Origin of the sequence: Streptomyces sp. NPDC052682, assembly GCF_040678435.1 — a bacterium.
Taxonomy (GTDB): Bacteria; Actinomycetota; Actinomycetes; order Streptomycetales; family Streptomycetaceae; genus Streptomyces.
On record NZ_JBFATS010000003.1, the window covers coordinates 170339 to 195238 of the forward strand.

At 72.4% G+C, this 24900-nt stretch carries 26 protein-coding genes and 1 pseudogene; 12 read left to right on the forward strand and 15 right to left on the reverse strand.

Going from position 1 to position 24900, the window contains the following annotated elements:
* Positions 1-235 precede the first annotated feature (235 nt).
* Positions 236-388 carry a hypothetical protein gene (locus AB0K80_RS05620; protein ID WP_125504360.1) on the forward strand — a complete coding sequence of 51 codons (153 nt, stop codon included), beginning with the start codon at positions 236-238 and terminating at the stop codon, positions 386-388.
* 130 nt (positions 389-518) lie between these two features.
* Here the strand turns inward: AB0K80_RS05620 and AB0K80_RS05625 are convergent, their stop codons facing one another.
* The 3 genes from AB0K80_RS05625 to AB0K80_RS05635 form a co-directional block, all read right to left on the reverse strand.
* A complete protein-coding gene (locus AB0K80_RS05625; RefSeq protein WP_365666127.1) occupies positions 519-1124 on the reverse strand; it encodes a MarC family protein in 606 nt (201 codons plus the stop codon).
* 77 nt (positions 1125-1201) lie between these two features.
* A complete protein-coding gene (locus AB0K80_RS05630; protein ID WP_365666129.1) occupies positions 1202-2059 on the reverse strand; it encodes a PHP domain-containing protein in 858 nt (285 codons plus the stop codon).
* Positions 2060-2249: 190 nt separating this feature from the next.
* Positions 2250-2891: a DUF6758 family protein gene (locus AB0K80_RS05635; RefSeq protein WP_365666131.1), complete on the reverse strand. Its 642-nt coding sequence runs from the start codon at positions 2889-2891 to the stop codon at positions 2250-2252.
* A 117-nt stretch (positions 2892-3008) separates the two neighbouring features.
* On the opposite strand from AB0K80_RS05635, the pseudogene AB0K80_RS05640 reads away from it, so the two are divergent.
* Positions 3009-4059 (forward strand): annotated as a pseudogene (locus AB0K80_RS05640) (MFS transporter); the annotation flags it as partial.
* A gap of 30 nt (positions 4060-4089) precedes the next feature.
* On the opposite strand, the gene AB0K80_RS05645 reads toward AB0K80_RS05640, so the two are convergent.
* A complete protein-coding gene (locus AB0K80_RS05645) occupies positions 4090-4674 on the reverse strand; it encodes a suppressor of fused domain protein (protein ID WP_365666132.1) in 585 nt (194 codons plus the stop codon).
* A gap of 510 nt (positions 4675-5184) precedes the next feature.
* On the opposite strand from AB0K80_RS05645, the gene AB0K80_RS05650 reads away from it, so the two are divergent.
* Both AB0K80_RS05650 and AB0K80_RS05655 read left to right on the forward strand, forming a co-directional pair.
* Complete coding sequence (locus AB0K80_RS05650; protein ID WP_365666134.1) at positions 5185-6300, forward strand: magnesium and cobalt transport protein CorA; 1116 nt, start codon at positions 5185-5187, stop codon at positions 6298-6300.
* Between the two features lie 22 nt (positions 6301-6322).
* Positions 6323-6835, forward strand: coding sequence for a hypothetical protein (locus AB0K80_RS05655; protein WP_365666136.1), 513 nt, complete (start codon positions 6323-6325; stop codon positions 6833-6835).
* Positions 6836-6840: 5 nt separating this feature from the next.
* Here AB0K80_RS05655 and AB0K80_RS05660 read toward each other — a convergent pair whose 3' ends face one another.
* The gene (locus AB0K80_RS05660; RefSeq protein WP_365666138.1) at positions 6841-7593 is read right to left on the reverse strand and encodes a hypothetical protein; all 753 of its coding nucleotides are present in this window, start codon (positions 7591-7593) and stop codon (positions 6841-6843) included.
* Positions 7594-7794: 201 nt separating this feature from the next.
* Here AB0K80_RS05660 and AB0K80_RS05665 point away from each other — a divergent pair, with 201 nt between their 5' ends.
* The 3 genes from AB0K80_RS05665 to AB0K80_RS05675 are packed head-to-tail and all read left to right on the forward strand — an operon-like array spanning position 7795 to position 10850.
* On the forward strand, positions 7795-9078 hold the full coding sequence (locus AB0K80_RS05665; RefSeq protein WP_365666140.1) for a CBS domain-containing protein: 1284 nt from the start codon (positions 7795-7797) through the stop codon (positions 9076-9078).
* Positions 9068-9673, forward strand: coding sequence for a DUF1003 domain-containing protein (locus AB0K80_RS05670; protein WP_365666142.1), 606 nt, complete (start codon positions 9068-9070; stop codon positions 9671-9673). The genes AB0K80_RS05665 and AB0K80_RS05670 overlap by 11 nt, the downstream gene beginning before the upstream one ends.
* A 43-nt stretch (positions 9674-9716) precedes the next feature.
* Positions 9717-10850, forward strand: coding sequence for an Mrp/NBP35 family ATP-binding protein (locus AB0K80_RS05675; protein ID WP_365666144.1), 1134 nt, complete (start codon positions 9717-9719; stop codon positions 10848-10850).
* Positions 10851-10953: 103 nt separating this feature from the next.
* Here the strand turns inward: AB0K80_RS05675 and AB0K80_RS05680 are convergent, their stop codons facing one another.
* From AB0K80_RS05680 to sigE, 5 genes are all read right to left on the reverse strand, one after another.
* Complete coding sequence (locus tag AB0K80_RS05680) at positions 10954-11631, reverse strand: hypothetical protein (RefSeq protein ID WP_365666146.1); 678 nt, start codon at positions 11629-11631, stop codon at positions 10954-10956.
* Positions 11632-11878: 247 nt separating this feature from the next.
* Positions 11879-12316 carry a sec-independent translocase gene (locus AB0K80_RS05685; RefSeq protein WP_365666147.1) on the reverse strand — a complete coding sequence of 146 codons (438 nt, stop codon included), beginning with the start codon at positions 12314-12316 and terminating at the stop codon, positions 11879-11881.
* A 164-nt stretch (positions 12317-12480) separates the two neighbouring features.
* Positions 12481-14220: a trypsin-like peptidase domain-containing protein gene (locus AB0K80_RS05690; protein WP_365666149.1), complete on the reverse strand. Its 1740-nt coding sequence runs from the start codon at positions 14218-14220 to the stop codon at positions 12481-12483.
* 654 nt (positions 14221-14874) lie between these two features.
* On the reverse strand, positions 14875-15882 hold the full coding sequence (locus tag AB0K80_RS05695) for a zf-HC2 domain-containing protein (RefSeq protein WP_365666151.1): 1008 nt from the start codon (positions 15880-15882) through the stop codon (positions 14875-14877).
* Entirely contained in the window at positions 15879-16661 is a 783-nt protein-coding gene (gene sigE, locus AB0K80_RS05700) for an RNA polymerase sigma factor SigE (RefSeq protein ID WP_365666153.1), read from the reverse strand. The genes AB0K80_RS05695 and sigE overlap by 4 nt, the downstream gene beginning before the upstream one ends.
* Before the next feature lie 162 nt (positions 16662-16823).
* On the opposite strand from sigE, the gene AB0K80_RS05705 reads away from it, so the two are divergent.
* Positions 16824-17522 carry an O-methyltransferase gene (locus AB0K80_RS05705; RefSeq protein ID WP_365666593.1) on the forward strand — a complete coding sequence of 233 codons (699 nt, stop codon included), beginning with the start codon at positions 16824-16826 and terminating at the stop codon, positions 17520-17522.
* Positions 17523-17631: 109 nt separating this feature from the next.
* Here the strand turns inward: AB0K80_RS05705 and AB0K80_RS05710 are convergent, their stop codons facing one another.
* Positions 17632-17799 (reverse strand): DUF3117 domain-containing protein, encoded by a 168-nt coding sequence (locus tag AB0K80_RS05710; RefSeq protein ID WP_003966491.1) that lies wholly within the window; start codon positions 17797-17799, stop codon positions 17632-17634.
* A 379-nt stretch (positions 17800-18178) separates the two neighbouring features.
* Here AB0K80_RS05710 and AB0K80_RS05715 point away from each other — a divergent pair, with 379 nt between their 5' ends.
* Positions 18179-18982 (forward strand): enoyl-CoA hydratase-related protein, encoded by an 804-nt coding sequence (locus AB0K80_RS05715; protein WP_365666154.1) that lies wholly within the window; start codon positions 18179-18181, stop codon positions 18980-18982.
* A 14-nt stretch (positions 18983-18996) separates the two neighbouring features.
* Here AB0K80_RS05715 and AB0K80_RS05720 read toward each other — a convergent pair whose 3' ends face one another.
* Together AB0K80_RS05720 and AB0K80_RS05725 are read right to left on the reverse strand one after the other, a co-directional pair.
* The gene (locus AB0K80_RS05720; RefSeq protein ID WP_365666156.1) at positions 18997-19581 is read right to left on the reverse strand and encodes a DNA-3-methyladenine glycosylase I; all 585 of its coding nucleotides are present in this window, start codon (positions 19579-19581) and stop codon (positions 18997-18999) included.
* Entirely contained in the window at positions 19578-19931 is a 354-nt protein-coding gene (locus tag AB0K80_RS05725) for a DivIVA domain-containing protein (protein WP_365666596.1), read from the reverse strand. Before AB0K80_RS05725 ends, AB0K80_RS05720 begins: the two co-directional genes overlap by 4 nt.
* Positions 19932-20126: 195 nt before the next feature.
* Here AB0K80_RS05725 and folP point away from each other — a divergent pair, with 195 nt between their 5' ends.
* Entirely contained in the window at positions 20127-20987 is an 861-nt protein-coding gene (gene folP / locus AB0K80_RS05730) for a dihydropteroate synthase (RefSeq protein ID WP_365666157.1), read from the forward strand.
* A gap of 54 nt (positions 20988-21041) precedes the next feature.
* Here the strand turns inward: folP and AB0K80_RS05735 are convergent, their stop codons facing one another.
* Positions 21042-21800 carry a TIGR00730 family Rossman fold protein gene (locus AB0K80_RS05735; RefSeq protein WP_365666159.1) on the reverse strand — a complete coding sequence of 253 codons (759 nt, stop codon included), beginning with the start codon at positions 21798-21800 and terminating at the stop codon, positions 21042-21044.
* A gap of 131 nt (positions 21801-21931) precedes the next feature.
* Positions 21932-23011: a succinyl-diaminopimelate desuccinylase gene (dapE, locus tag AB0K80_RS05740; protein ID WP_365666161.1), complete on the reverse strand. Its 1080-nt coding sequence runs from the start codon at positions 23009-23011 to the stop codon at positions 21932-21934.
* A gap of 85 nt (positions 23012-23096) precedes the next feature.
* Between dapE and AB0K80_RS05745 the strand changes: the two genes are divergently transcribed.
* Together AB0K80_RS05745 and AB0K80_RS05750 are read left to right on the forward strand one after the other, a co-directional pair.
* Positions 23097-24089, forward strand: coding sequence for a heavy metal transporter (locus AB0K80_RS05745; protein ID WP_365666163.1), 993 nt, complete (start codon positions 23097-23099; stop codon positions 24087-24089).
* 331 nt (positions 24090-24420) lie between these two features.
* On the forward strand, positions 24421-24801 hold the full coding sequence (locus AB0K80_RS05750; protein ID WP_365666164.1) for an ATP-binding protein: 381 nt from the start codon (positions 24421-24423) through the stop codon (positions 24799-24801).
* The last annotated feature ends 99 nt before the right edge of the window (positions 24802-24900 follow it).

Here is a 24900-nt window from a genome sequence, read left to right on the forward strand (position 1 = left end):
TCCATTGTCCTGGCGGTCACGCTTCGGCCACAACCGGTACACAACCGGTCCGGGCCAGTCTCGACCCAGACACTTACCGGTCAGTAATTAGCCGTTCGAAAAATTTCCTTAGCGTAGGGAATGTTTGTAACACGCAGCCCGTTGACTCAGTACGGAACAGGGGGCACCGCGGCCCCGTGGGCCACCCACCAGTAGTTCTCCTTCAGGAGGATGACCAGACGAAGGGAGAAGCCCCATGCGCTTCGAAATCATGCGACTCGACGACGTCGACGGCACGCCCGTGGACACCACCGTCGTGGACGCCGCCTCCGTCAACCGTATCGTTCAGCAGGCCGCCGCCATCGGGCAGCGGCTGTGGATCCGTCCGGCCGAGACCTCGGCGTCGTAAGCGAGCCGTAGCCGGTCTCGCCAGCAGCGGAGCCCCTCTACATACGCTTGAGAGCCCCCGTACGGAACCGTCGACCGGTTCCCGTACGGGGGCTCTGCTCATGCGGCGCACATGAGCCGCTCAGCGCCGCTCACGCACCCTGGACCACCTGGGTGATCCCGTTGATGATCTGCTGCACGGCGATCGCGGAGAGCATCATGCCCGCGAGCCGGGTGACGAGCACCACGCCGCCGTCCTTGATGACCCGGATGATCAGCAGCGAGTACCGCATGACCAGCCACAGCACGACATGGATGGCCAGGATCGCCGACCACACCGAGACCTGCGTGGCGACGCTGCCGGCCTTCTGCACGGCGAGGATCACCGACACGATCGCCCCGGGCCCGGCCAGCAGGGGCATGCCGAGCGGGACGAGGGCGACGTTGACGTCCTTGGTCTGCTTCGGCTCGTCCGACTTGCCGGTGAGCAGGTCCAGGGCGATCAGCAGGAGCAGCAGCCCGCCGGCGATCATCAGCGCCGGTACGGAGACGTGCAGGTAGTTCAGGATCTGATGGCCCAGCAGGCCGAAGACGGTGATCACACCCCCCGCCACACACACGGCCTGCAGCGCCATCCGCTTCTGCACCCGCGCGGGGCGCCCGCCGGTCAGCGCGAGGAAGATCGGGGTGATCCCGGGGGGATCCATGATGACAAAAAGGGTCAGGAAGAGAGAGCCGAAGACGGCGACGTCGAACATGTGTGCCTTGCAGAGAGCGGAGAGGGGGAGAAGGGGGAAAGGAGAAGAGAGAAGGAGGACTCGGGTCGCGGTGGGTGTCAGGCCCCGCCGGTGCCGGGGACGGGGAACGCCCCGGTCGCCCGCCGCGTGATCTCCCCGTACACCTCGGGGTCGGTGGTGAACTCACCGAGCACGCAGGTCTTCCGGCTGCCGTGGTAGTCGCTGGACCCGGTGACGAGCAGCCCCAGCTCCTTCGCCAGCCCGCGCAGCCGCGCCCTGGCGCCGGCGTCGTGGTCCATGTGGTCGACCTCGATACCGTCGAGGCCGGCGGCGGCCATCTCGGCGATCGCGGACTCCGGGACCGTACGGCCCCGCTTGCTCGCGGCCGGGTGCGCGAACACGGCGACCCCGCCCGCGCCCTTGATCAGCCGGATCGCCTCGAACGGGTCGGTCTCGTGCTTCTCCACGAACGCCCGCCCGCCGTCGGCCAGCCAGTTGGGCGTGAACGCGTCGCTCACGGTCGGTACGACGCCCAGCTCGACGAGGGCGGTGGCCACATGGGGCCGCCCGACGGACCCGTCACCGGCGATGCGCTCCACCTGCTCCCAGGTCACGGGCACACCGAGCTCCTGGAGCTTGGCGACCATGCCCTGGGCGCGCGGCACCCGGTCGTCGCGGACCAGCTCGCGCTCGGCGAGCAGCGCGGGCTCCTCGGGATCGAACAGGTAGGCCAGCATGTGCATGCTGATGCCGTCGAGACGGCAGGACAGCTCGGCGCCGGTGACCAGGGTGAGCCCCGGCGGCAGCGCGGCGATGGCCTCGGCGTGTCCGCGGGTGGTGTCGTGGTCGGTCAGCGCGACGACGTCCAGCCCGGCCGCGGCGGCCTTGCGCACCAGGGCGGCCGGGGTGTCCGTGCCGTCGGAGGCGGTGGAGTGGGTGTGCAGATCGATGCGCACGACGCGAACTCCAGGCGGTGACGGAACGGACAGGGACGCTCAAGGATAACCGGATTTTCCGGCTCCTCTGTCACACCCGAAACCGCTCTGCGCCCCCTACGGACGGGCCGCCCAGGGCACAGGAAACCGCGCGATCAGCCCGAGACGACCCGCAGCCGCCGCTGACGTCCGAGACCCACCCCCGTTGCCGCTACGGCTCGAGCAGGCGCGGCGACAGCGCACCGCACGGCACGAGCTCCACCTCCGCCCCCGCCTCGCGCAGGTCGGCCAGCACCAGCTCGTCGTACATCAGCAGCCCGGACTGCTCCGGCCACACCACCGCCCACAGCCACATGCCCAGCGCCTCACCGGCGAAGACGGCGCGGTCGTCCGGGGTGCCGGACAGCAGCCACAGCGGGGTCGGGCGGCCGGCGGCCAGCACCTTGGCCTGGGCGGGCTTCCCGACATCCAGGCAGGGTCCCGGGTCGGGGCCCTCGATGCCGGCGTACCGCGCGCCCAGGCCCACGCCTAGTTCCTCGGCCACGAGGATCAGCTCCCCCGGGCCGCCGAGCGGGCCGGGCCCCGAGCAGGCCACGGCCGTGGCGCGGCCGCCACTGCGGTCGTCGCCCGCGCAGGCCACGCCGGTGAAGAGCCAGCCGACCGGCAACGGCCACGGCATCCACACCGGCACCTTGGCGCGGTGCACCACGACCTCGAGGGCGTCGACGCTGGGCGGTATCACGGGCTGCACCGGATGCACGGTGCCATGCACATCGCACTGCCACGAATCGGAGAAGAGGCCGGGAGCCCTGACCCGGCCACCACACTTCGGGCAACTGGGTTCGCCCCTCATAGGGCTCCACGGTCCTACCCCTGCCCCGTCCCGTCAAGGACGATCACCCGACCGGGCGGAACCGGCTGACCAGGGGAACCGGCTGCCCTATGCACTAGTTAGCGTAGCTAACTTAATGTGGTCGACCCGATCCTGCCGTCCATCGCGCAGGGCCTGAGCGCCACACCCGGCCAGGTCTCGCTGCTGTTCACCTCGTACTTCCTCATCACCGCCGTCGCGATGCCGGTGACCGGCTTCGTCTCCAGCCGCATCGGCGGCCGCAGGACCCTGCTGCTGGGCCTGGCGTCGGTCGTGGCCTTCGCCGCTGTTCGTCTCCACGGCGCTGGCGGTGATCGTCGGGGCGGCGGCCGGGGGCAGTGCGGCGGCCATCCTGCTGTACGAGTCGGCGCTCGGCCTCGGCATGGCCTGCGGCCCGCTGCTGGGCGCCCTGCTGGGGAACGCCAGTTGGCGCTACCCCTTCTTCGGCACCGCCTTCCTCATGGCGGTCGGCTTCCTGTGCGTCGCGGCGTTCTTGCAGGAGCAGCCGAGGCCGGCCCGGAAGACCTCGCTGCTCGACCCGGTGAAGGCGCTCGGCCACGGCGGCCTGGCCACCGCCGCCGGCTCGGCGCTCTTCTGCAACTACACGTTCTTCACCGTGCTGGCCTTCACCCCGTTCGTACTGAACATGACCCCGTACCGGTCCGGGGCCGTGTTCTCGCCTGGGGCGTGCTGCTCGCGGTCTTCTCGGTGCTCGTGGCGCCGCGTCTGCAGAAGCGGTACGGCTCGCTGCGGGTGCTCGGCGGCTCACTGGTGCGCTGGCGGCCGATGTGCTCGTGCTGGGATACGGCGGCCATACCGCCGCCGTCGTGTGCACGGTCCTGTCCGGTGCCCTGATCGGCGTGAACAACACCGTCTACACCGAGCTGGCCCTTGGCGTCTCGAACGCGCCCCGGCCGGTGGCGAGCGCCGGCTACAACTTCGTGCGGTGGTTCGCGGCGGCGGCCGCGCCCTGCCTCGCACCGCGGCTGGAGGAGTGGGGCGACGCCCGTCTCCCCTTCGTGGTGGCGGCCGTCACCGCGGTGCTGGGCGCGCTCTGGTCGCCATACGGCGCAGGGCGCTCACGCACGACGTGGCGGCGCCGGAGCCGAGGATCGCCACCGGGGACGGTGGAGGCGTCTTCGCCAACTGACGCTTTCCGGCCACTGGTTGGTGAGATCGGTCACTCGAGGGGGACGGACCTGCGGGACGGATCCCGCAGGTCCGTCCCGTGCGTGAGCCAGCGCTCCTGGAGCGCCTGGGCGCCGTGCACCCGCTTCCAGGCGGCCTCGTTTGGCGTCATGGGCAGCAGCGGCAGGAACCGTACGGGATCCATCGGCTCGTCCAGTTCCAGGTCCTCGACCAGGCCGCCCGGCTCGGCGACCAGGACGGAGGTGAACGGGGCGCCGGGCCACAGCGGTTCACCGACGTCGAGGGACGCGCCGGGGGCCACGACCACGCCCTCGACCTGCGGGGACGCGGCGAGCACGGCCAGCGGGCGGAGCACCTTGCCGGTGTCGGCGAGCCCGGCCCGCACCGACAGGACCAGTTCGGCGCGCGGCCCCCTGACCGGGTCGGCGAGCGTCGCCGTGGGGTCCGTCATGGGGTGTGCGGACATGCCGAGGGTGGCGTAGCGGACGATGTCGCCCTCGTGGAAGCGGAGCACCTCGATGCGGTCCGTGCCGAGGAAGGTGACCGCGGCGCGCGCGTCCGGTTCGCCCAGCGCGCTACGCAACCGGGCCTCGACCAGAGGGAGAACATCTGCCATGCGGCGAGCATAGAACTCGTCAGTACCGGGCAAAGCAGCGCCTTGACACCACGGGCGGGCTGATACTCTTGCCCGGTGGTTCGGGGCAGCACGCAGAAGCGTCGCGATCGGGTCCCGACGCCGTGAAAACACTCCCCTACGGGGAACCCCTACAGGGGGAAGGATCGTCCCTTACGAGGGACCGGCCGGAGGAGGTGGGGCTGTCATGGATCGAAGTCGACCGTGCAGTACTACCCGCTCTTCCGACCGCTGATCTCGCTGGTCTCGCTCTAGCCGGCTGTCACCTCTCGCTTGCGCGTCTTCATCGCGTCTTCGTACGGAAGAGCACTTCGTTTCGTTTTGCCTGATCTGCCGCAGTAGCTGAATCAGTGACGAAGCTCGCCACCGCGACGGTGCGGTGCTCCCCGCTTTGTGGACGCGCCAAACATGCGTATCCAGGACGTCCCCATTCCGGGTAGTTCCACCCGCCGCCGGAGGCCCTTCGTCGCCCGTTGCGAAGGAGCCCTGCCCATGTCGATGATCCGCGACCTGCGCGCCGTGGTCCGTCCCTCCCGTGTGTCGCTGCGCAAGGACAGCGGCGGTTACGACAGCACGCGCGACCGCGCCGGCACCTCGGCCGTCGTCGACTGCGCCGTCTACCGCGACGGCCGGCGTCTGGTCACCGACCGGGCGCTCAGCCCGCAGGAGGCGATGCGCCTGGTGCGCCGCGACGGAGGCTTCGCCTGGATCGGCCTGCACGAGCCGACCGAGGAGGAGTTCGCCGGTATCGCCCGGGAGTTCGGGCTGCACCCGCTGGCCGTGGAGGACGCCGTCCAGGCCCACCAGCGGCCCAAGCTGGAGCGCTACGACGACTCCCTCTTCACCGTCTTCAAGACCGTCCACTACCTCGACCACGACCGGCTCACCTCCACCAGCGAGGTCGTCGAGACCGGCGAGGTGATGTGCTTCACCGGCCGGGACTTCTTCATCACCGTCCGGCACGGCGGGCAGGGCTCGCTGCGGAGCCTGCGGCACCGCCTCCAGGAGGACCCGGAGCTGCTGGCCAAGGGCCCCTCGGCCGTGCTGCACGGCATCGCCGACCACGTCGTCGACGGGTACATCGCGGTCGCCGACGCCCTGCAGGACGACATCGACGACGTGGAGACCGAGGTGTTCTCGCCGGGCCGCAAGGGCGCGCCGCGCGGCACGGACGCCGGCCGGATCTACCAACTCAAGCGGGAGATCCTGGAGTTCAAGCGGGCCGTGTCGCCGCTGCTGCGGCCCATGCAGCTGCTCAGCGAGCGGCCCATGCGGCTGATCGACCCGGACATCCAGAAGTACTTCCGGGACGTCGCCGACCACCTCGCCCGCGTCCAGGAGCAGGTCCTCGGCTTCGACGAGCTGCTGAACTCCATCCTCCAGGCCAACCTCGCCCAGGCGTCCGTCGCCCAGAACGAGGACATGCGGAAGATCACCTCGTGGGCCGCGATCATCGCCGTACCGACGATGGTGTGCGGGGTCTACGGCATGAACTTCGACCACATGCCCGAGCTGCACTGGCGCTACGGCTACCCGGTGACCCTCGGCATCACCGTGGCGATCTGTCTGGGCATCCACCGCGCGCTGAAGCGCAACGGCTGGCTCTGACCGGCCCGGATAGGCTTGCGCCATGACAAGTGCGCTGCTCAACCAGGCCCTCGTCGAGGAGGCCACGAAGAAGTCCGGCCTCATCTGGGTCGAGGCACCCGGCCTCCCGGCGCGTGCGCTGTGGCACGTGTGGCACGAGGGTGCCGCGTGTGTCGTCGGTGACGGGCCGGGCGAGCAGCCGCTGGGCGGGTTGTCCGACGGGGCCGAGGCCCAGGTCACGGTCCGCAGCAAGGACAAGGGCGGTCGGCTGGTCACCTGGACCGCGAAGGTCGTCGAGCTCGCGTCCGGGTCCGAGGCGTGGCAGGCGGCGGTCGCCGAGCTCAAGGGCAAGCGGCTCAACGCGCCCGACGGCGAGGCGATGCCCGAGCGCTGGGCCCGCGAGTGCCGGGTGCTGCGCCTGGAGCCGGCGGGGCCCACGGCACCGCTGCCGGACGGCTCCCTGGCCGAGGCGCCCCGCCCGACCCCGGTGACGACCCGGCAGCCGATCCCCGCGGGTCTGCCGCGGCTGCTGCTGAAGCGGCGAAAACGGGGGTAGGCGCCTCAGGACGCCGGCAGCTGCCTGCCGTAGTCCACGGTCTCGCCCTTCGCCGGCTCGGCCAGGGGGAAGTCCTGGCCCCACGCGGAGAAACGGAGGGTGCCCGCCCCGCCACCCCGCACCAGGCGGAGCGGATACGGCTTGCCCTCCAGGGAGACGTCCAGCGTGCCGCCGGAGCCCTGGTCGCCGGTGATGCGGATCGTGCGGACGCCCGCCTGCTCGTGGTGGCCGTCCGTCTCCAGCTTGCCGTGCAGTGTGAGCAGACCGTCGAGGAGGACGTCCTTGTCCGTGAAACCGCTGAACTTCTGGTACGAGGGGTCGCCCTGCGGCACCTTGACGTACTTGCCGTCGAGCTTGCCGGCCGCCGCCGCGTCACCCTCGCCGTCCTGGCCGTCGCCGTGACTCCAGAACGCCGCGTCGGCCTTGAGGTAGAGCTGCTCGCCGATCCGCAGCAGCTGGAAGGTGGCGCCCTTGGCGGTGACCGAGCCGGTGGCGCCGCCGGGCTTGAGCCGCATGTCGAGCGTGTACGTACGTCCGCTGCTGACCACGCTGCCGTGCAGGCGGACCGCGGAGGCGGACCGGGCCGCCGTGCGGGTCTTGGTCTGGATCTGCTCGGCGGGCAGTCTGCCGACGCCGTTGGTGCCCTCGTCCGGGTCCTCGGCGCATCCCGCGAGGAGGCCCGTCCCCGCCACGGCCAGCGCGCACATCGCGCCCACCAGCGCGGCCCTGCGGTTTCGGCCCTGGGGAATCGGAGTCACAGGTGGGGCTGCCTTCCTGATCGGGATCCTCGACGGCGTACCGCAGAGTACCGGTGCCGCAGGGGCCCGGCTGAGCCGGTCCGTCCGGACCCCCCACCAGCGCACACCCGATCTGGACGGGCTAGCCTGAAGCCCATCCGAGCGGGCAATTCGGAAAAGACAGTCACCAGGAAGCACCCCGCACGAAAAGGAGCCGCGGCCATGGCAGCGGGCGCCCCCCGGATCTTCGTCTCGCACCTCGCCGGTGTCGCCGTCTTCGACCCGGCCGGCGACCAGGTGGGGCGCGTGCGCGATCTGGTCGTCATGCTGCGGGTGGGCCGGAAGCCGCCGAGGCTGCTCGGCCTGGTCGTCGAACTCGCCACCCGCCGCCGCATCTTCCTGCCCATGACCCGGGTCACCGCCGTGCAGTCGGGCCAGGTGATCACGACCGGCGTGCTCAACGTCCGGCGCTTCGAGCAGCGGCCCACCGAGCGGCTGGTCTTCGGTGAGCTCCTGGACCGGCGCGTGACGCTCGTGGAGAGCGGTGAGGAGGTCACCGTCCTGGACCTGTCGGTGCATCAGCTGCCCGCCCGCCGGGAGTGGGAGATCGACCGGGTCTTCGTGCGCAAGGGCAGGAAGGCGAGCCCCTTCCGGCGCGCCAGGGGCGAGGCGCTCACCGTCGAGTGGTCGGCCGTCACCGGCTTCTCCCTGGAGGAGCACGGGCAGGGCGCGGAGAGCCTGCTGGCCACCTTCGAGCAGCTGCGCGCCGCCGACCTGGCCAACGTCCTGCACCACCTCTCCCCCAAGCGCCGCGCCGAGGTCGCCGCCGCCCTCGACGACGACCGGCTCGCCGACGTCCTGGAGGAGCTGCCGGAGGACGACCAGATCGAGATCCTCGGCAAGCTGAAGGAGGAACGCGCCGCCGACGTGCTGGAGGCCATGGACCCCGACGACGCCGCCGACCTGCTGGGCGAGCTGCCGACGGAGGAGCAGGAGCGGCTGCTGAGCCTGATGCAGCCGTCCGACGCGGCCGACATGCGCCGTCTGATGTCGTACGAGGAGCGCACGGCGGGCGGTCTGATGACCACCGAGCCGATCGTGCTGCGGCCGGACGCCACCGTCGCCGACGCCCTCGCCCGGGTCCGCAACCCCGACCTGTCCCCGGCCCTCGCCGCCCAGGTCTACGTCTGCCGCCCGCCCGACGAGACACCCACCGGCAAGTACCTCGGCACGGTGCACTTCCAGCGCCTGCTGCGCGAGCCGCCCTACACGCTGGTCAGCTCGATCGTCGACAGCGACCTGCAACCCCTCGACCCGGAGGCGCCCCTGCCCGACATCGCCGGGTTCTTCGCCACGTACGACATGGTGGCCGCGCCCGTCGTCGACGAGGCCGGGTCGCTGCTGGGCGCGGTGACCGTGGACGACGTCCTGGACCACATGCTGCCCGAGGACTGGCGGGAGACGGAGTTCCAGCTGAACGAGGAGGTGGCGACCGATGGCTCCTGAGCGTGAGACCGTCCGCGAGCGCGTACCGGCCGGGGCCACGGCCGCGCCCCGGCATCGCACCCGGCTCGACCAGCCGCTGCCGCGGCGGCCGAGGCTGCTCCCGGAGTACGACCCGGAGGCCTTCGGCCGGATGTCGGAGCGGATCGCCCGCTTCATCGGCACCGGGCGGTTCCTGGTCTGGATGACGGTGGTGATCATCGTCTGGATCGCCTGGAACACCCTCATGCCGCGCGAGGTGCGGTTCGACGAGTACCCGTTCATCTTCCTGACGCTGGCGCTGTCCCTGCAGGCCTCGTACGCCGCCCCGCTGATCCTGCTCGCGCAGAACCGGCAGGACGACCGCGACCGGGTCAACCTCGAACAGGACCGCAAGCAGAACGAGCGCTCGATCGCGGACACCGAGTACCTCACCCGTGAGGTCGCCGCGCTGCGCATCGGCCTGGGTGAGGTCGCCACCCGCGACTGGATCCGCTCCGAGCTCCAGGACCTGGTGAAGGAACTGGAGGAACGGCACAACGGCCACCGTCACGAGCACGGAACATTCCAGGCAGTTCCGGCGGACCGGCCGCGCGGACGTGACGCAGACGACCGCTGACGGGCTTACCAGGGGCCCTCCCGGGCGCCGTACCATCGTCCTTATGGCTACGGAAGACGCGGTGCGCGAGGCACTGGCGACGGTGAACGACCCCGAGATCAACCGGCCCATCACGGAGCTCGGGATGGTCAAGTCGGTGGAGATCGGCGCGGACGGGGCGGTCGCGGTCACCGTGTACCTGACGGTCTCCGGCTGCCCGATGCGCGAGACCATCACCCAGCGCGTGACGGAGGCGGTCTCGCGGGTCGAGGGCGTCACCCGCGTCGACGTCACCCTCGACGTCATGAGCGACGAGCAGCGCAGGGAGCTGGCGGCGGCCCTGCGCGGCGGCCAGGCCGAGCGCGAGGTCCCCTTCGCCAAGCCGGGCAACCTGACCCGCGTCTACGCGGTCGCCTCCGGCAAGGGCGGCGTCGGCAAGTCCTCGGTGACGGTGAACCTGGCGGCGGCTATGGCGGCCGACGGCCTCAAGGTGGGTGTGGTCGACGCCGACATCTACGGCCACTCCGTGCCGCGCATGCTGGGCGCCGACGGCCGCCCCACCCAGGTGGAGAACATGATCATGCCGCCGTCCGCCAATGGCGTGAAGGTCATCTCCATCGGCATGTTCACCCCGGGCAACGCCCCGGTCGTCTGGCGCGGCCCGATGCTGCACCGCGCCCTGCAGCAGTTCCTGGCGGACGTGTACTGGGGCGACCTGGACGTCCTGCTGCTGGACCTGCCGCCCGGCACCGGCGACATCGCGATCTCCGTCGCGCAGCTGATCCCGAACGCCGAGATCCTGGTCGTCACCACGCCCCAGCAGGCCGCCGCGGAGGTCGCCGAGCGGGCCGGCTCGATCGCCGTGCAGACCCACCAGAAGATCGTCGGCGTGGTCGAGAACATGTCGGGCCTGCCCTGCCCGCACTGCGGCGAGATGGTCGACGTCTTCGGCACGGGCGGCGGGCAGCTGGTCGCCGACGGCCTGACCAGGACCACGGGCACCACCGTCCCGGTCCTCGGCAGCATCCCCATCGACGTCCGGCTGCGCGAGGGCGGCGACGAGGGCAAGCCGGTCGTCCTGACGGACCCGGACTCCCCGGCGGGCACGGCCCTGCGCGCCATCGCCGGGAAGCTGGGCGGGCGGCAGCGCGGCCTCGCGGGCCTGTCGCTGGGCATCACTCCGCGGAACAAGTTCTAGGAACGTCCCTGCGCACCCCTACGGTGAAGGGGCGCCGACAACCGACGGCGCCCCTTTCCCGCTGCGTACGCGCCTGACGCGTACGCACTCACGCGTGCACGCCTCACGCGTACTCGGCGATGTCCTTCACCACGGCGAAGCCGAGCCCGTACGCGCTCATGCCCCTGCCGTACGCCCCCAGATGCACCCCCGACGTCGTGGCACCGGCGAGGACCCAGCCGAACTCGGACTCCCGGTAGTGGAACGGCGTCGGCACCCCGTCCACGGGCAACGACAGCGTCGTCCAGTCGGGCCCGTCCAGGTCGTCCGCCAGGACCCAGGCCGTCTCGGTCTGCTGCTCCAGCCAGTCGTCCCGCAGCGTGTGGTCCATGTGCCCCGGCCAGGTGAAGGACAGCAGCCCCACGCCCGCCAGCCAGGCCGCCGAGGACACCGACGTGGCCTCCAGTACGCCCGTGCCGTCCGGGCTGCGGCGCACGGGGTGGGACGCCACGGTCACCACGACCGCGAACTTCTCCTTGGCGTCCTGCTCGCCCGCGGCCGCGGCCGCGTACTCGCTGCGCACCGAGGGCTCGTCACCGTGGCCGATCGAGCCGTGTTCCACGGCGCCGTCAGCCGCCGTTCCGACCTGCATCAGCCAGCGCTGCCCCGTGAAGGCCTCGTCGAGGCCGTACCACGGGAAGGGCGCACGCAGGTAGTCGTCGACCGTACGCCGGGCGGTGGGGACCTGCTGTCCGCCCTCCGCGGCCGGCGTCTGCGCGACTGCCCGACTCGTCGTCTCCATGTGCCCGGACGCCTCCTCGCTCTCGTCGAACCGGAGCGGCCCGCCCCGCTTCGGGGGGCGTTGCTCGTTCGTGTACGGTCCGCACAACAACTCGGCAGCATAACCACACCCGCCGCGACCAGCAGGGAAAGCGCCCGCCACATGGGGCGTCCGTACGCCCGGTTCAGGCCGTACGCAGCCCGGGTGGAGTATGAAACGCGTCACGCCCGCCGGGTGCGTACGCCCCCGGCGGGCGCGTGTCGTACGGTCAGGTGGCGTCCGGGTCGAAGGCCGGGCGGGCGTCGCCGCCCGGGGTGTCGGGCTTCTTGGTCATGTCGACCCGGCCGGAGGAGCCCGAGCCGGAAGCGGCCGGCAGCTCCGTGTCGCGGCCGTGCACGGCGTCCGTGACCTCGGCCATCTCCTTCTTCAGGTCGAAGCCGTTGCGGATCTCCTTCAGCCCCAGGTCGTCGTTCTCCAGCTGCTTGCGCAGGAACGTCTTGGGGTTGAGGTCCTCGAACTCGAAGTCCTTGAACTCCGGCCCGAGCTCCTGCCGGATGTCCTGCTTGGCGCTCTCCGAGAACTCACGGATCTTCCGGATCGTGCGCATGACGTCCTGGATGACCTTCGGGAGCTTGTCCGGACCGAACACGAGCACGGCGAGGACGACGATCGTCACCAGCTCGAGCGGTCCTATGTCATTGAACACCTGAAGCTCCTTGCGATGTCCGCGGTCCTCGGCCCTCGGTGGTCTGTGCGGGTCTTGCCGTGGTCCGGGCCGGCTCCACGGTACCCGGCGATCCCGTACGACCGGTACTGTCCCGGGCTCTCCGAGTGCTGTGGTGTGAGCGCTTTCCCGATTGTTTGCCGGCCTCAGTCACCGGAGGAGCCGAGCCGCAGGGACACCTTCCGTTCCCGGCCCTCGCGCTGGAGGGTCAGCTCGAGCTGGTCGCCGGGGCGGTGGGCGCGCGTCTTGACGATGAGTTCCTCGCCGGAGTGGATGCGCTGGCCGTCGACCTCGGTGATGACGTCACCGGCCTTGATGCCCGCCTGTGCGCCGGGGCCGCCCGGGGTGACCGGTGAGCCTCCGTCGTTGCTCTTGGTGCCGACCCGGGCGCCGTCTCCGGTGTAGTTCATGTCGAGGGTGATGCCGATCACGGGGTGCGTGGCCCGGCCCGTGTTGATCAGTTCCTCGGCGACGCGCTTGCCCTGGTTGACCGGTATCGCGAAGCCGAGGCCTATCGACCCGGCCTGGCCGCCCTCCGCGTCGGAACCGCTGCCGGCGGAACGGATCGCGGAGTTGATGCCGATGACCCGGCCCTGGGCGTCCAGCAGGGGCCCTCCGGAGTTGCCGGGGTTGATGGGCGCGTCGGTCTGGAGGGCGTCGACGTAGGACACGTCGCTGCCGTCGCCCTTGTCGCCCCCGGCCGTGATGGGCCGCTCCTTGGCGCTGATGATGCCGGAGGTGACGGTGCCCGCCAGGTCGAAGGGGGCGCCGATGGCCACGACCGGGTCGCCGACCTGCACGTTGTCGGAGTTGCCGAGCGGCAGCGGGCTGAGCCCGTCCACTCCCTTGACCTTCACGACGGCCAGGTCGTAGCCGCTGTCCCGGCCGACGACGGTGGCCTCGGCGGTGTCGCCGCTGTTGAAGGTCACCGTGATCTCGCCGCCGGAGCCGGCCGGCTCCACTACGTGGTTGTTGGTGAGGATGTGGCCGCGGGTGTCCAGGACGAAGCCGGTGCCGGTGCCCTGCTCGCCGGAGCCGCTCACGTGCAGGGTGACCACGCTCGGCAGGGCCCGGGCCGCGATGCCGGCCACGCTGCCCGGCGCCCGCCCGGCGGGCTCCTTCCCGGCCTGCGGCAACTCCACGGTCCCGACCCCGCCGTTGCGCTCCAGATACGCCCCTGCGACGCCGCCGACGCCCCCGGACACCACCGCGAGCAGGACGGCACCGGCGACGAGTGCCTTCCTGGCCCTGGTGCGCCGCTGCTCCGGGGTGGCCACGGCCGCCCCGGTCTGCAGCAGCGGGCCCGTCGCTGCGGGGGCCGCGGCGGGGACGGCCCAGGGGTCGTAGCGCTGCCAGGGGCCGTCGGCCGGGGGTGCCATGCCGTGCGGCGGCGCGACGGGCACACCCGGGGCGGGGAGCGGGAGGCCGGCCGGTACGTCATGAGCCGGGGCGGGGACGGGGGCCGCCCCGGATACGCCGTGCGGCGGCGGGAGGGGCGTGCCCGGGGCCGGCGCCCGGACCTGTGCCGGGGGCGCCACGGCCGTGCCCTGTGCGGGTGTCGTGGCCGGGTGCTGCACGGGCGGCGCCGGAGCCCAGGGGCCGGGCTCGCCGTACGGCGGCGTGCTGTACGGGTCGGGGTCGTGCAACGGCTTGGGCCGCTCGGCTCCGCCGGCCACCGGGTCCCCGCCTTGCGGCACTCCGGCGACGGCATCCGGGAACTCGCCACCGACCGACGCACCGGACACGGCGGCCACGGGGCCCCCGCCCTCCGGTACCCGGGAAACGGCACCCGCGGGCTCAGCACCGACCGACGCAGCGGACACGGCGGCCACGGGTCCCCGGTTCTCCGGCCCCCCGGAGGCAGCACCCGCAGACTCGGCTCCCACCGGCGAGCCGGGCACGACGGACGCCGAGTCCCCACCGACCGGCGCATCCGACCCGACGGCCACAGGTCCCCCGCCCCCCGGCCTCCCGGAAACAGCACCTGCGGACTCCACCCCCGCCGGCGAACCGGGCGGGGCAGGCGGGAGGGGCCCGGCGTCAGCGGCGGCCTGGTCGGCGGCGGCCGCAGGGGTGTCCGGCCCTGCGGCGTCGCCGGTCGGAGGCGTGCCCGGGCCGGCCTCGGCTGGGGCGGGTCGCTCGAGTTCGTAGTCGCCGTCCCCGCCCTGAGGAACCGCGGGCCGTGCCGGCTCGAAGTCGCCCTCGTCACCGGCGCGAGCCGTCCGGGGGCGTTCCAGCCGGAAGTCCCCGTCGGCGTCCACCGAAGGAATCCGGCCCCCGGATCCGGGTGCAGCGGCCCCGTGGTCGTGCGACGAAGCCCCTTCCGGCTCCCCCTCGCCCTGCGTGCGAGGACGGCTCCACCACTTCGCCTTCGTGGGCTTCCCCTCGTTCATGCTCTCCCCACAGCTGGCCGTGGCACGGCCCATCGGCGGTGCCCGCGGCAGTCGACTCCGCACCCTGACGACCGCCTGGCCGTGGGCGCATCCCCGGATTCAATCAGGTTCGCGCGCCCGTGCGCAGAGCCGGTCGGCGAGCGGCCCTCAGCGAGGTGGGGACGAGGAGGTGGAGGGAGACGGGGACGCGGCCGGGCCGGAGACCGGGGAGCCGAGCAGGCCGGGCCCCGGGAGCCCCGAGGCGGCGGACCAGGCGGTCAGAGCGAGCGGCTGAGTGGCACTGAGCGGGCGTATCAGGGGGGAGACGGCGGCTGCACCGGCCACGACCGGCGTGGTCAGGGCGTGCAGCGCGGTCGGGTCCCGCCGGACCACGGAGGCCGGTACGCCCGGCAGCAGCGGGGCGCTGGCCTCGGTCGGGGCGACCGGGGTGGCGCCGAGCATGCCCTGGCTCTGTGCCTGCCCGAGCAGCGGTCCCACGCTCCGGCGGCGCTGCGTCTCGGGGGCCGGGGCGGCTCCCGAGCCCTGGGTGCGCATCGGCGTGACGTTGCTGCCGGTTCCGGAACCGCCACGGGCCTCGGTGTCGGCCGGCAGGCCCGCGGTGACCCCGCCCAGCGCCAGCGCGGCCAGCGACACGGCCCCGGCGGCGACGAACGCCAACCGCAGCCGCGAGGGGGACCGGTCCGTCTCGGGACGGCTGACGTCGTGGATCCTGAAACCCCGGCCGGCCGGGGAGACGGAGGCCGGCAGGACGGGGGCGTGCCGCCGGGTGGGGGCGTAGTCGAACTCGAAACGCTCGCCGCGCTTCACCCCGAAGACTCCCGAGGCCGCGGAGGTTCCGAGCCGTCCGGGCAGTCCCCCGGGCAGTCCTCCCCCGCCGAACGGCGTGCCGCCGCCGTCAGGGTCACCCCCTGCGGGGAGCCCCTGGAGACGGGCCAGGAAGCTCTCGGAGGGCGGCGGAGGGGCCGCCTCCGCGAAGACGTTCTTCAGCCGGCGCTGCGCGTCCACCTCCGCCTTGCACTTGGCGCAGGTGGCCACATGGGCCAGCACGCGCTCACGCGCGTCATGACCGAGCTCTCCGTCCACCAGGGCGGAGAGTCGGTCTCCCAGGTGCTGTTCCGCGAGATGCCCCTCGCGCTCGGGCCGTGAACCGCTCACGCGCTCGCGCTCCCCCCTCCCAGTGCGGGCACACGGGGCACGAAGGAGCGGCGCTCGGCGCGCGCCTGCGGGGAGCGGTGCGCGAGGGCCTTGCGCAGCTGGGAGCGCCCGCGGTGGATCCGGGATCGGACCGTGCCGAGCTTCACGCCGAGGGTCGCGGCGATCTCCTCGTACGACAGGCCCTCGATGTCGCACAGCACGACGGCGGCGCGGAACTCGGGGGCGAGGGTGTCGAGGGCCTGCTGGACGTCCGCGTCGAAGTGGGCGTCGTTGAAGACCTGCGACGGCGTGGGCTCCTTGCTGGCCAGCCGCTCGGCGGCGTCCTCGCCGAGCGCGTCGAAGCGGATGCGCTGCTTGCGGCGGACCATGTCCAGGAAGAGGTTGGTGGTGATGCGGTGCAGCCAGCCCTCGAAGGTGCCCGGCGAGTAGGTCGACAGGGAGCGGAAGACGCGGACGAAGACCTCCTGGGTGAGGTCCTCCGCGTCGTGCTGGTTGCCGGTGAGGCGGTAGGCGAGCCGGTAGACCCGTCCGCTGTGTGTGCTGACGATCTCCTCCCAGGTGGGCGGAGTCCACGCCTGCCCGTCCGCGTCGGTGGAGAAGGTCGCGGTCTGGGCCCGTCCGGCGGCGGAGCCGGTGGCGTGGCTGTGGTCAGCGGTGTCGTTCACGGATCTCGGCCTGCCCGCCGATCCGAGGAGGCGCCGCAACGCTCCTCCGCGATCCCCGGGCGCAGCCGCACCTCCCCTGTCAGCTCTGGTGGTGTCCAGTGGAGCCCCTACCATAGCCACCTCGCCCGTTAGCACCGGATAAGCGGTTTTACGAGAAATTGATTCCTGCTGGCCCGGCTCGTACGGCTGCGTCAGCAGTTGCTCGGCGTACCGATCCATCCGCTTCCCCCCGTCACCACCAGCGCCGCTTGCTCACCCCTTCAAACGACCGGTCCCATCTGCGGGTTCCCGGCGCCAACGGATACAGTCACGCCCAGGCAACCACGGGGACAGGAGAGGGTCATTACCGGCAACCGGCTGACGAGCTGGGCGTTCGCCGACGCCTATGTCGCCGAGGACGACGCGCTGCACTGGGCCCGCGACCGGGCCCGTGAGGCAGGGCTGCGCTCGGTGTCGCCCGGCACGGGCGCGGCGCTGCGGTTGCTGGCCGCCTCCGTGGACGCGAAGGCGGTCGCCGAGATCGGCACGGGGTGCGGGGTCTCCGGGATCCACCTGCTGCACGGCATGCGGCCGGACGGGGTCCTGACCACCGTCGACCCGGAGCCGGAGCACCAGCAGTTCGCGCGCCAGGCCTTCCGCGCCGCCGGTTTCGCCAGCAACCGGGCCCGCTTCATCCCCGGGCGTGCCCTGGACGTCCTGCCCCGCCTCGCGGACGCCGGTTACGACCTGGTCTTCTGCGACGGCGATCGCCTGGAGTACCCGGACTACCTCGCTGAATCGTTGCGGCTTCTGCGCCCCGGCGGGCTGGTCGTCTTCGAGGGCGTCTTCGCGCACGGCCGGACCGTGGACTCCGGTCCGCAGCCCACGGAGGTGCTGCGGCTGCGGGAGCTGCTGCGCACCGTACGCGAGAGCGAGGAGCTGGTGCCGTCGCTGCTGCCGGTGGGGGACGGACTGCTGTGCGCGGTGAAGCGGTGACCGCGTGGTGAAACGGCCCGCGGACCTCACCCCGCGCCGGGCGCACAGACAGCTGCCCCGGCACCGCGAGGGGTGCCGGGGCAGCTGAAAGGATATGGTCGCTTGCGCGTCAGCCGACGACCTTCTTGAGGGCGTCGCCGAGGGCGTCGGCCTCGTCCGGGGTCAGCTCGACGACGAGCCGACCGCCGCCTTCGAGCGGAACGCGCATGACGATGCCCCGCCCCTCCTTGGTCACCTCGAGCGGGCCATCGCCCGTCCGCGGCTTCATGGCCGCCATGCTCGTTCCCCTTCCTGAAACCCAGCTCATCGTCAAGCCGACGACCCACGAAGGGCACGCGCGGTCCTGTGAGCAGGACACGCGTCACCGGCATCGAACACATTGCTTCCAGGCCATTATCCCGCATCTCATGACCCGATGACCAACATCAGTCGGCATCGCTTGGGCAACGCGCGCGAGCAAAACCACTCAATTCGGCGATGTGACTGCGATACTGCGCCGCCGCGCCCGACTGGGCCGAACGGATCCGGACCGGAATTGTTTGACGCAGGTCACACGCCCCTTCCGGTCAGCCGCCGGTCATCTCCGTCATGCTGTGCTGCAGACCGGGACGTACCCGCCGGTACGTCCCCGAGCCGCGATACGGAGGGGATACGCCATGGCCGACACCGTGCTCTACGAGGTGAGCGACGGACTGGCGACGATCACGCTGAACCGCCCGGAGGCGATGAACGCGCTGAACATCGAGACCAAGGTCGCCCTCCGGGACGCGGCCCGCGCCGCGGCGGACGACACCGCCGTCCGGGCCGTGCTGCTCACCGCGGCCGGTGACCGGGCGTTCTGTGTCGGGCAGGACCTCAAGGAGCACATCGGGCTGCTGGCCGCCGACCGGGAGACCGGCTCCGGGCAGACCATGAGCACCGTACGGGAGCACTACAACCCGATCGTGCGGGCGCTGGCCGGGGCGGCGAAGCCGGTCGTCGCCGCGGTGAACGGGGTCGCCGCGGGGGCCGGCCTCGGTTTCGCCCTGGCGGCGGACTACCGCGTCGTGGCGGACACGGCGTCCTTCAACACCTCCTTCGCGGGGGTGGCGCTGACCGCCGACTCGGGGATCTCCTGGACGCTGCCGCGGGTCGTCGGGCCCGGGCGCGCCACCGACCTGCTGCTCTTCCCGCGCAGCATCAGCGCGCAGGAGGCGTACGAGCTGGGCATCGCCAACCGGGTCGTCCCGGCCGCGGAGCTGCGTGCGGAGGCCGAGAAGGTGGCGCGGGCGCTGGCCGGGGGGCCGACGGTGGCGTACGCGGCGCTGAAGGAGGCGGTGGCCTACGGGCTCACCCACTCCCTGGAGGAGACGCTGGAGAAGGAGGACGAGCTGCAGACGCGGGCCGGGTCCTCTCAGGACCACGCGATCGCCGTCCAGGCCTTCGTCGACAAGGAGAAGCCGAGGTACCTGGGGCGCTGAGCCCGCGGCCGGTGTCAGGCGCGGCGTGCGACGCAGGCCTCCAGATGGTCGTCGACCAGTCCGCAGGCCTGCATCAGCGCGTACGCCGTCGTCGGGCCGACGAAGCGCAGGCCGCGCTTCTTCAGGGCCTTGGACAGGGCCGTCGACTCCGGGGTGACCGCGGGGACGTCGGCCAGGGTCTTCGGGGCCGGGCGGGCGGCCGGGTCGGGGGCGTACGACCAGATCAGGCCGTCCAGTTCGCCCGGCGCCCAGTCCGCCAGCACACGCGCGTTGGCGAGGGTCGCGTCGATCTTGGCGCGGTTGCGGATGATGCCGGCGTCGGCGAGCAGCCGCGCGCGGTCCTCGTCCGTGAAGGCCGCCACCGCGTCGATCTTGAAGTCGGCGAAGGCGGCGCGGAAGCCGGGGCGGCGGCGCAGGATGGTGATCCAGGACAGACCGGACTGGAAGGCCTCCAGGCTGAGGCGTTCGTACAGGGCGTCGTCGCCGTGGACCGGGCGGCCCCACTCCTCGTCGTGGTACGTCACGTACTCGGCGGCGGACAGCGCCCAGGGACAGCGCGGGGCGCCGTCCGGTCCCGCCAGCGCGGTGCCGTCGCTCATGGCCGGTCCTCCTGCTCCCGGTCGGGCTTCTCCATGGAGACGTGGGCGGCCGCGGCCCGGGCGCCCGCCAGGGCGGACTCCAGGTCGGCGATCCGGGCGTCGCGCTCGGCGAGTTCGGCGCCCAGGCGGCTGAGGGCGTCGTCGACGTCCGCCATGCGGTAGCCGCGGGCGGCCAGGGGGAAGCGCAGGCGCTCCACGTCGGCGCGGCCCACCGGGCGGTCCGGGGGCAGGTGGTCCTGGAGCCGCTCGGGGGCGGCCTCCGGCAGCGGGCCGTTCTCGCCGCCGGACACCACGGCGAGCGTCACCGCGGCGACCACGACGGCGAGCGCGACGACCAGGAACAAGAACATAACCATCGCTGGGGTCCCCACGGTCTTCGGTGCCGGCGCGCTGGGCGCCGACGCGGCTGTCTTCGCTCCGGCGCGCGGGTCGTGTCACGCCGGATGTGTCAGGCTCCGATCGTGCCATGCGAGTCCGGCAGTCGGGGTCGCGGGCGGCCGGAGACCCGGGACGTACCCGGGAAACACAAGGAGAGGTCACAGGAAATGCTCAGGCTGGGCAGGCGGGAGTTCGCACCGCACGAGCCGGTGATCATGGCGATCGTGAACCGGACCCCGGACTCCTTCTACGACCGGGGCGCGACCTTCCACGACGAGCCCGCCCTGGCGCGGGTGGAGCGGGCGGTGGCCGAGGGCGCCGCGATCATCGACATCGGCGGGGTGAAGGCCGGGCCGGGCGAGGAGGTCACCGCCGAGGAGGAGGCGCGGCGCACGGTCGGGTTCGTGGCCGAGGTGCGGCGGCGGTTCCCGGACGTCGTGATCAGCGTGGACACGTGGCGGGCCGAGGTCGGCGAGGCCGTGTGCGAGGCGGGGGCGGACCTGCTGAACGACGCGTGGGGCGGGGTCGATCCACGGCTCGCGGAGGTCGCCGCGCGGTACGGGGCGGGGCTGGTGTGCACGCACGCGGGCGGCGCGCAGCCGCGGACGCGGCCGCACCGGGTGGAGTACGACGACGTCATGGCCGACATCCTGAAGGTGACGGTCGGGCTGGCCGAGCGGGCGCTGGCGCTGGGCGTACCGCGGGAGTCGATCCTGATCGACCCCGGGCACGACTTCGGTAAGAACACGCGGCACAGTCTGGAGGCGACGCGGCGGCTGGGCGAGATGGTTGCCACGGGGTGGCCGGTGCTGGTGTCGCTGTCGAACAAGGACTTCGTGGGCGAGACGCTGGACAAGCCGGTGCAGGAGCGGGTGCTGGGGACGCTGGCCACGACGGCCGTGTCGGCGTGGCTGGGGGCGCAGGTGTACCGGGTGCACGAGGTCGCCGAGACGCGGCAGGTGCTGGAGATGGTCTCGGCGATCGCCGGGCACCGGGAGCCCGCGGTCGCCCGGCGCGGTCTGGCCTAGGGCTCGCCCCCAGAGGTACCAGGGGGCTGCGCCCCCTGGACCCAGGTGCCGTGCCTAGCGGCCCGCCTCCTTCGACACCAGCGCCACCGCCTCGTCCACGTCGTCCGTGACGTGGAACAGCAGCAGGTCCGCCTCCGAGGCCTTGCCCTGGGCGATGACCGTGTCGCGGAGCCAGTCGACCAGGCCGCCCCAGTAGCGGGTGCCGAACAGGACGATCGGGAAGCGGGTGACCTTCTGGGTCTGGACCAGGGTGAGGGCCTCGAAGAGCTCGTCGAGGGTGCCGAGGCCGCCGGGCAGGACCACGAAACCCTGCGCGTACTTGACGAACATCATCTTCCGCACGAAGAAGTAGCGGAAGTTCAGGCCGATGTCGACGTAGGGGTTCAGGCCCTGCTCGAAGGGCAGCTCGATGCCCAGGCCCACCGAGATGCCGTCGGCCTCGCAGGCGCCCTTGTTGGCGGCCTCCATGGCGCCCGGGCCGCCGCCCGTGATCACCGCGAAGCCCGCTTCCACCAGGCCCCGGCCGAGCCGGACACCGGCCTCGTACTCCGCCGAGTCCCGTGGTGTGCGGGCCGAGCCGAAGACGCTGATGGCCGGCGGGAGTTCGGCGAGGGTGCCGAAGCCCTCGATGAACTCCGACTGGATGCGCAGCACGCGCCAGGGGTCGGTGTGCACCCAGTCCGACGGGCCGCCGGCGTCCAGCAGACGCTGGTCCGTCGTGCTCGCCGTGACCTGGCCGCGCCGCCGGAGGACCGGGCCCAGGCGCTGTTCCTCCGGCGGCTGCTTCGTCCCCTCGGGGTTGCCGGTAGCCATGTGCGCTCCCTCCGCTAGCAGACGTTCCGGTTCAGCGTAGATCTACGCGGGTTACGAACGAGGGACCTCAGCATGTCCGCCATGGAGCGCCGTAAACACGGACCGTCACCCGAGGGGCGGCACCCCGTGGGTCAGGAGGTCAGCCAGGCCCTCAGACGTTCCTCCCCTGCCAGGACCTTCGCCACCTCCACGCGCTCGTCCCGCCGGTGCGCCAGCTGCGGATTGCCGGGGCCGTAGTTCACGGCCGGGACGCCCAGCGCGGAGAACCGGGAGACGTCCGTCCAGCCGTACTTGGGCCGCGGGGTGCCGCCCACCGCCTCGATGAAGGCGACGGCCGCCGGGTGGGACAGGCCGGGCAGCGCGCCCGGGCTGGAGTCGACCACCTCGAACTCCTCCACCCCGCAGTCCGCGAAGACCTCCCGGACGTGGGCCACCGCCTCCTCGGGCGTACGGTCCGGGGCGTAGCGGAAGTTGACCGTCACCACGCACGCGTCGGGGATGACGTTGCCCGCCACGCCGCCCGTGATGCCGACCGCGTTCAGGCCCTCGCGGTACTCCAGGCCGTCGATCACCGGGTGCCGCGGCTCGTAGGAGGCCAGGCGGGCCAGGATCGGGGCCGCCGCGTGGATCGCGTTGGACCCCATCCAGCCGCGCGCCGAGTGGGCCCGCTCGCCCTTGGTCCGCAGCAGCACCCGCAGCGTGCCCTGGCAGCCGCCCTCCACCTCGCCGTCCGAGGGCTCCAGCAGCACCGCGAAGTCGCCTTCGAGCCACTCCGGGTGCTGCTCGGCGACGTGCTTGAGGCCGTTGAGCTCCGCGTCGACCTCCTCGTTGTCGTAGAACACGAAGGTCAGGTCACGGTTGGGCGCGGGGACGGTGGCGGCGATGCGCAGCTGCACGGCCACGCCCGCCTTCATGTCGCAGGTGCCGCAGCCCCACAGCACGCCGTCCTCGTCCAGCCGGGAGGGGACGTTGTCCGCGATCGGGACCGTGTCGATGTGGCCGGCCAGGATCACCCGCTCCGCGCGCCCCAGGTTCGTCCGGGCCACGATGTTGTTGCCGTGGCGGTCGACCGTCAGGTGCGGCAGGGCGCGCAGCGCGGTCTCGATCGCGTCCGCGAGCGGCTTCTCCGTGCCGCTGGCGGAGGGGAAGTCGACGAGCTGCGCGGTGAGCCGCGCGGCGTCCAGCGTGAGGTCAAGCGGGGTATCGGCCATGGCGTCGACCCTAACCCGCCAGGGGCTGTGCCCCTCGTCCCCACCGGGCTCAGGGCCCCCGCTACTCTCCAGTACCTTGTTGTGCGTGCCAGAGCCGTCCCCCACGTCGAAGCGTCGTGGCCGCCTGATCCGTTTCGGGGCGGCCTTCGCGGTCCTGCTCGCGGTCGCCGGGTACCTCGCGGTGCAGTACGTCACCGGAGGCACGGGCGACCCAGGCTGCAAGGTCGTCTCCGGCAAGGGCGACGGAGCGACGTACGAGTTCACGCCCGAGCAGGCGGTCAACGCGGCGACGATCAGCGCCGTGGGCACCGCGCGCGGCCTGCCCGACCGGGCCGTGACCATCGCCCTGGCGACCGCCCTGCAGGAGTCGGGCCTGCGCAACATCGACTACGGCGACCGGGACTCGCTGGGCCTGTTCCAGCAGCGGCCGTCGCAGGGCTGGGGCAGCCCGAAGGAGATCCTCGACCCGGCGTACGCGGCGGAGAAGTTCTACGAGCACCTGGTCAAGGTCCCCGGCTACACCCGGCTGCCGCTCACCGTCGCCGCGCAGCGCGTCCAGCGCAGCGGCTACCCGCAGGCCTACGCCAAGCACGAACCGGACGCGGTGCTGCTCGCCGCCGCCCTCACCGGGCGCTCGGCGGCCACCCTGACCTGCGAGGGACGCCCGGCCGCGACCCGGGCCACGGGACCGGACGCCGTCCGGGCCGCGCTCGTACGGGACTTCGGGCGGGACGTGATCGAGCCGGCCGGCGCCGAGGTCGGCGGCGCCACGGCCGCCACCCCGAAGCCCGCCGCGGGCGGCCCGGGCACCGCGGGCGGCTCCGACGGCCGGACCGTGCTGCTGCCCGTCACCGCCGACACCGGCGCCGGCACCGGGCACGGCCTGCGCCAACGCGGCTGGCAGCTCGCGCACTGGGCGGTGGCCAACGCCTCGGAGCTGCACATCGAACGGGTGTCGTACGCCGGCCGGGAGTGGACCGCGGGCACCACCGACAGTCAGTGGCGGCCGGCCGGTGCACGGGGCGCCGGGGAGGCGCAGCGGGAGACGAGCGTGGTCCGGATCGTCACCGCTCAGTAGTGCGGGGACCCACTCGCCGGAGGTACACGGGTCATGTCCGGATGACGGTGGGACGCGGTCTCGCCCCGTCCCCTCCGTGCCCCGGAAAATCCCTTGGGAGCAAGGGGCTGCGGGGATTCGGCGGGCTTTCCCGCCGGGCACTGTCTGCCCGTCTTCCTGTGCGGCCGATAATGCGACGAATTGCCAACTCTTTACCTCGGGTCGCCGCAACCTTCGGGGGCTTCGAGCGGTAGTCAGTGCGTCCAGCCCGGCCGGTCGACAACCAGTCGATCGACTCCCGGGCATGGCCGGACACCCGACACTTCACCGTTCTCTCCGTCGAAGGAGCACCATGTCCCTCCCCCTGACCCGCCGGATCGCCCGTGCCGCGCTGCTCGTCGCTGCGGGGGCGGCTGCCGGGGTCGGTGCGGCCGGCTCCGCCAGCGCGGCTCCCGAGCTGCCGACCGCCCCGAACCTCGGTGGGGTGTCCGCCCTGGATGGGGCGAACACCGCCACCACGGTCGACGGTGCCGCCCAGAGCGTCACCGAATCCGCGGGCGACACCGGCAGCAAGGCGGTCAAGCAGACCACGCCCGTCGCGCAGAAGGCGGCCGGCTCCGCCGGGGAGGCGGCCGGTACCGCGACCAAGGGTGGGCTGCCGACCGACTCCCTCGCCAAGGGCGGGGTGCCGTCCGCCAAGACCCTGCCGGCCAAGGGCCTGCCGCTCGGCTGAGACCCGGCTTCGACTCGGCGGGGCCCAGGGTGTTCCTGGGCCCCGCCGGTTTTTTGCGGGCCACGCCGGTTTCTGCGGGCAGGGCCGGTTTTTGCGTGC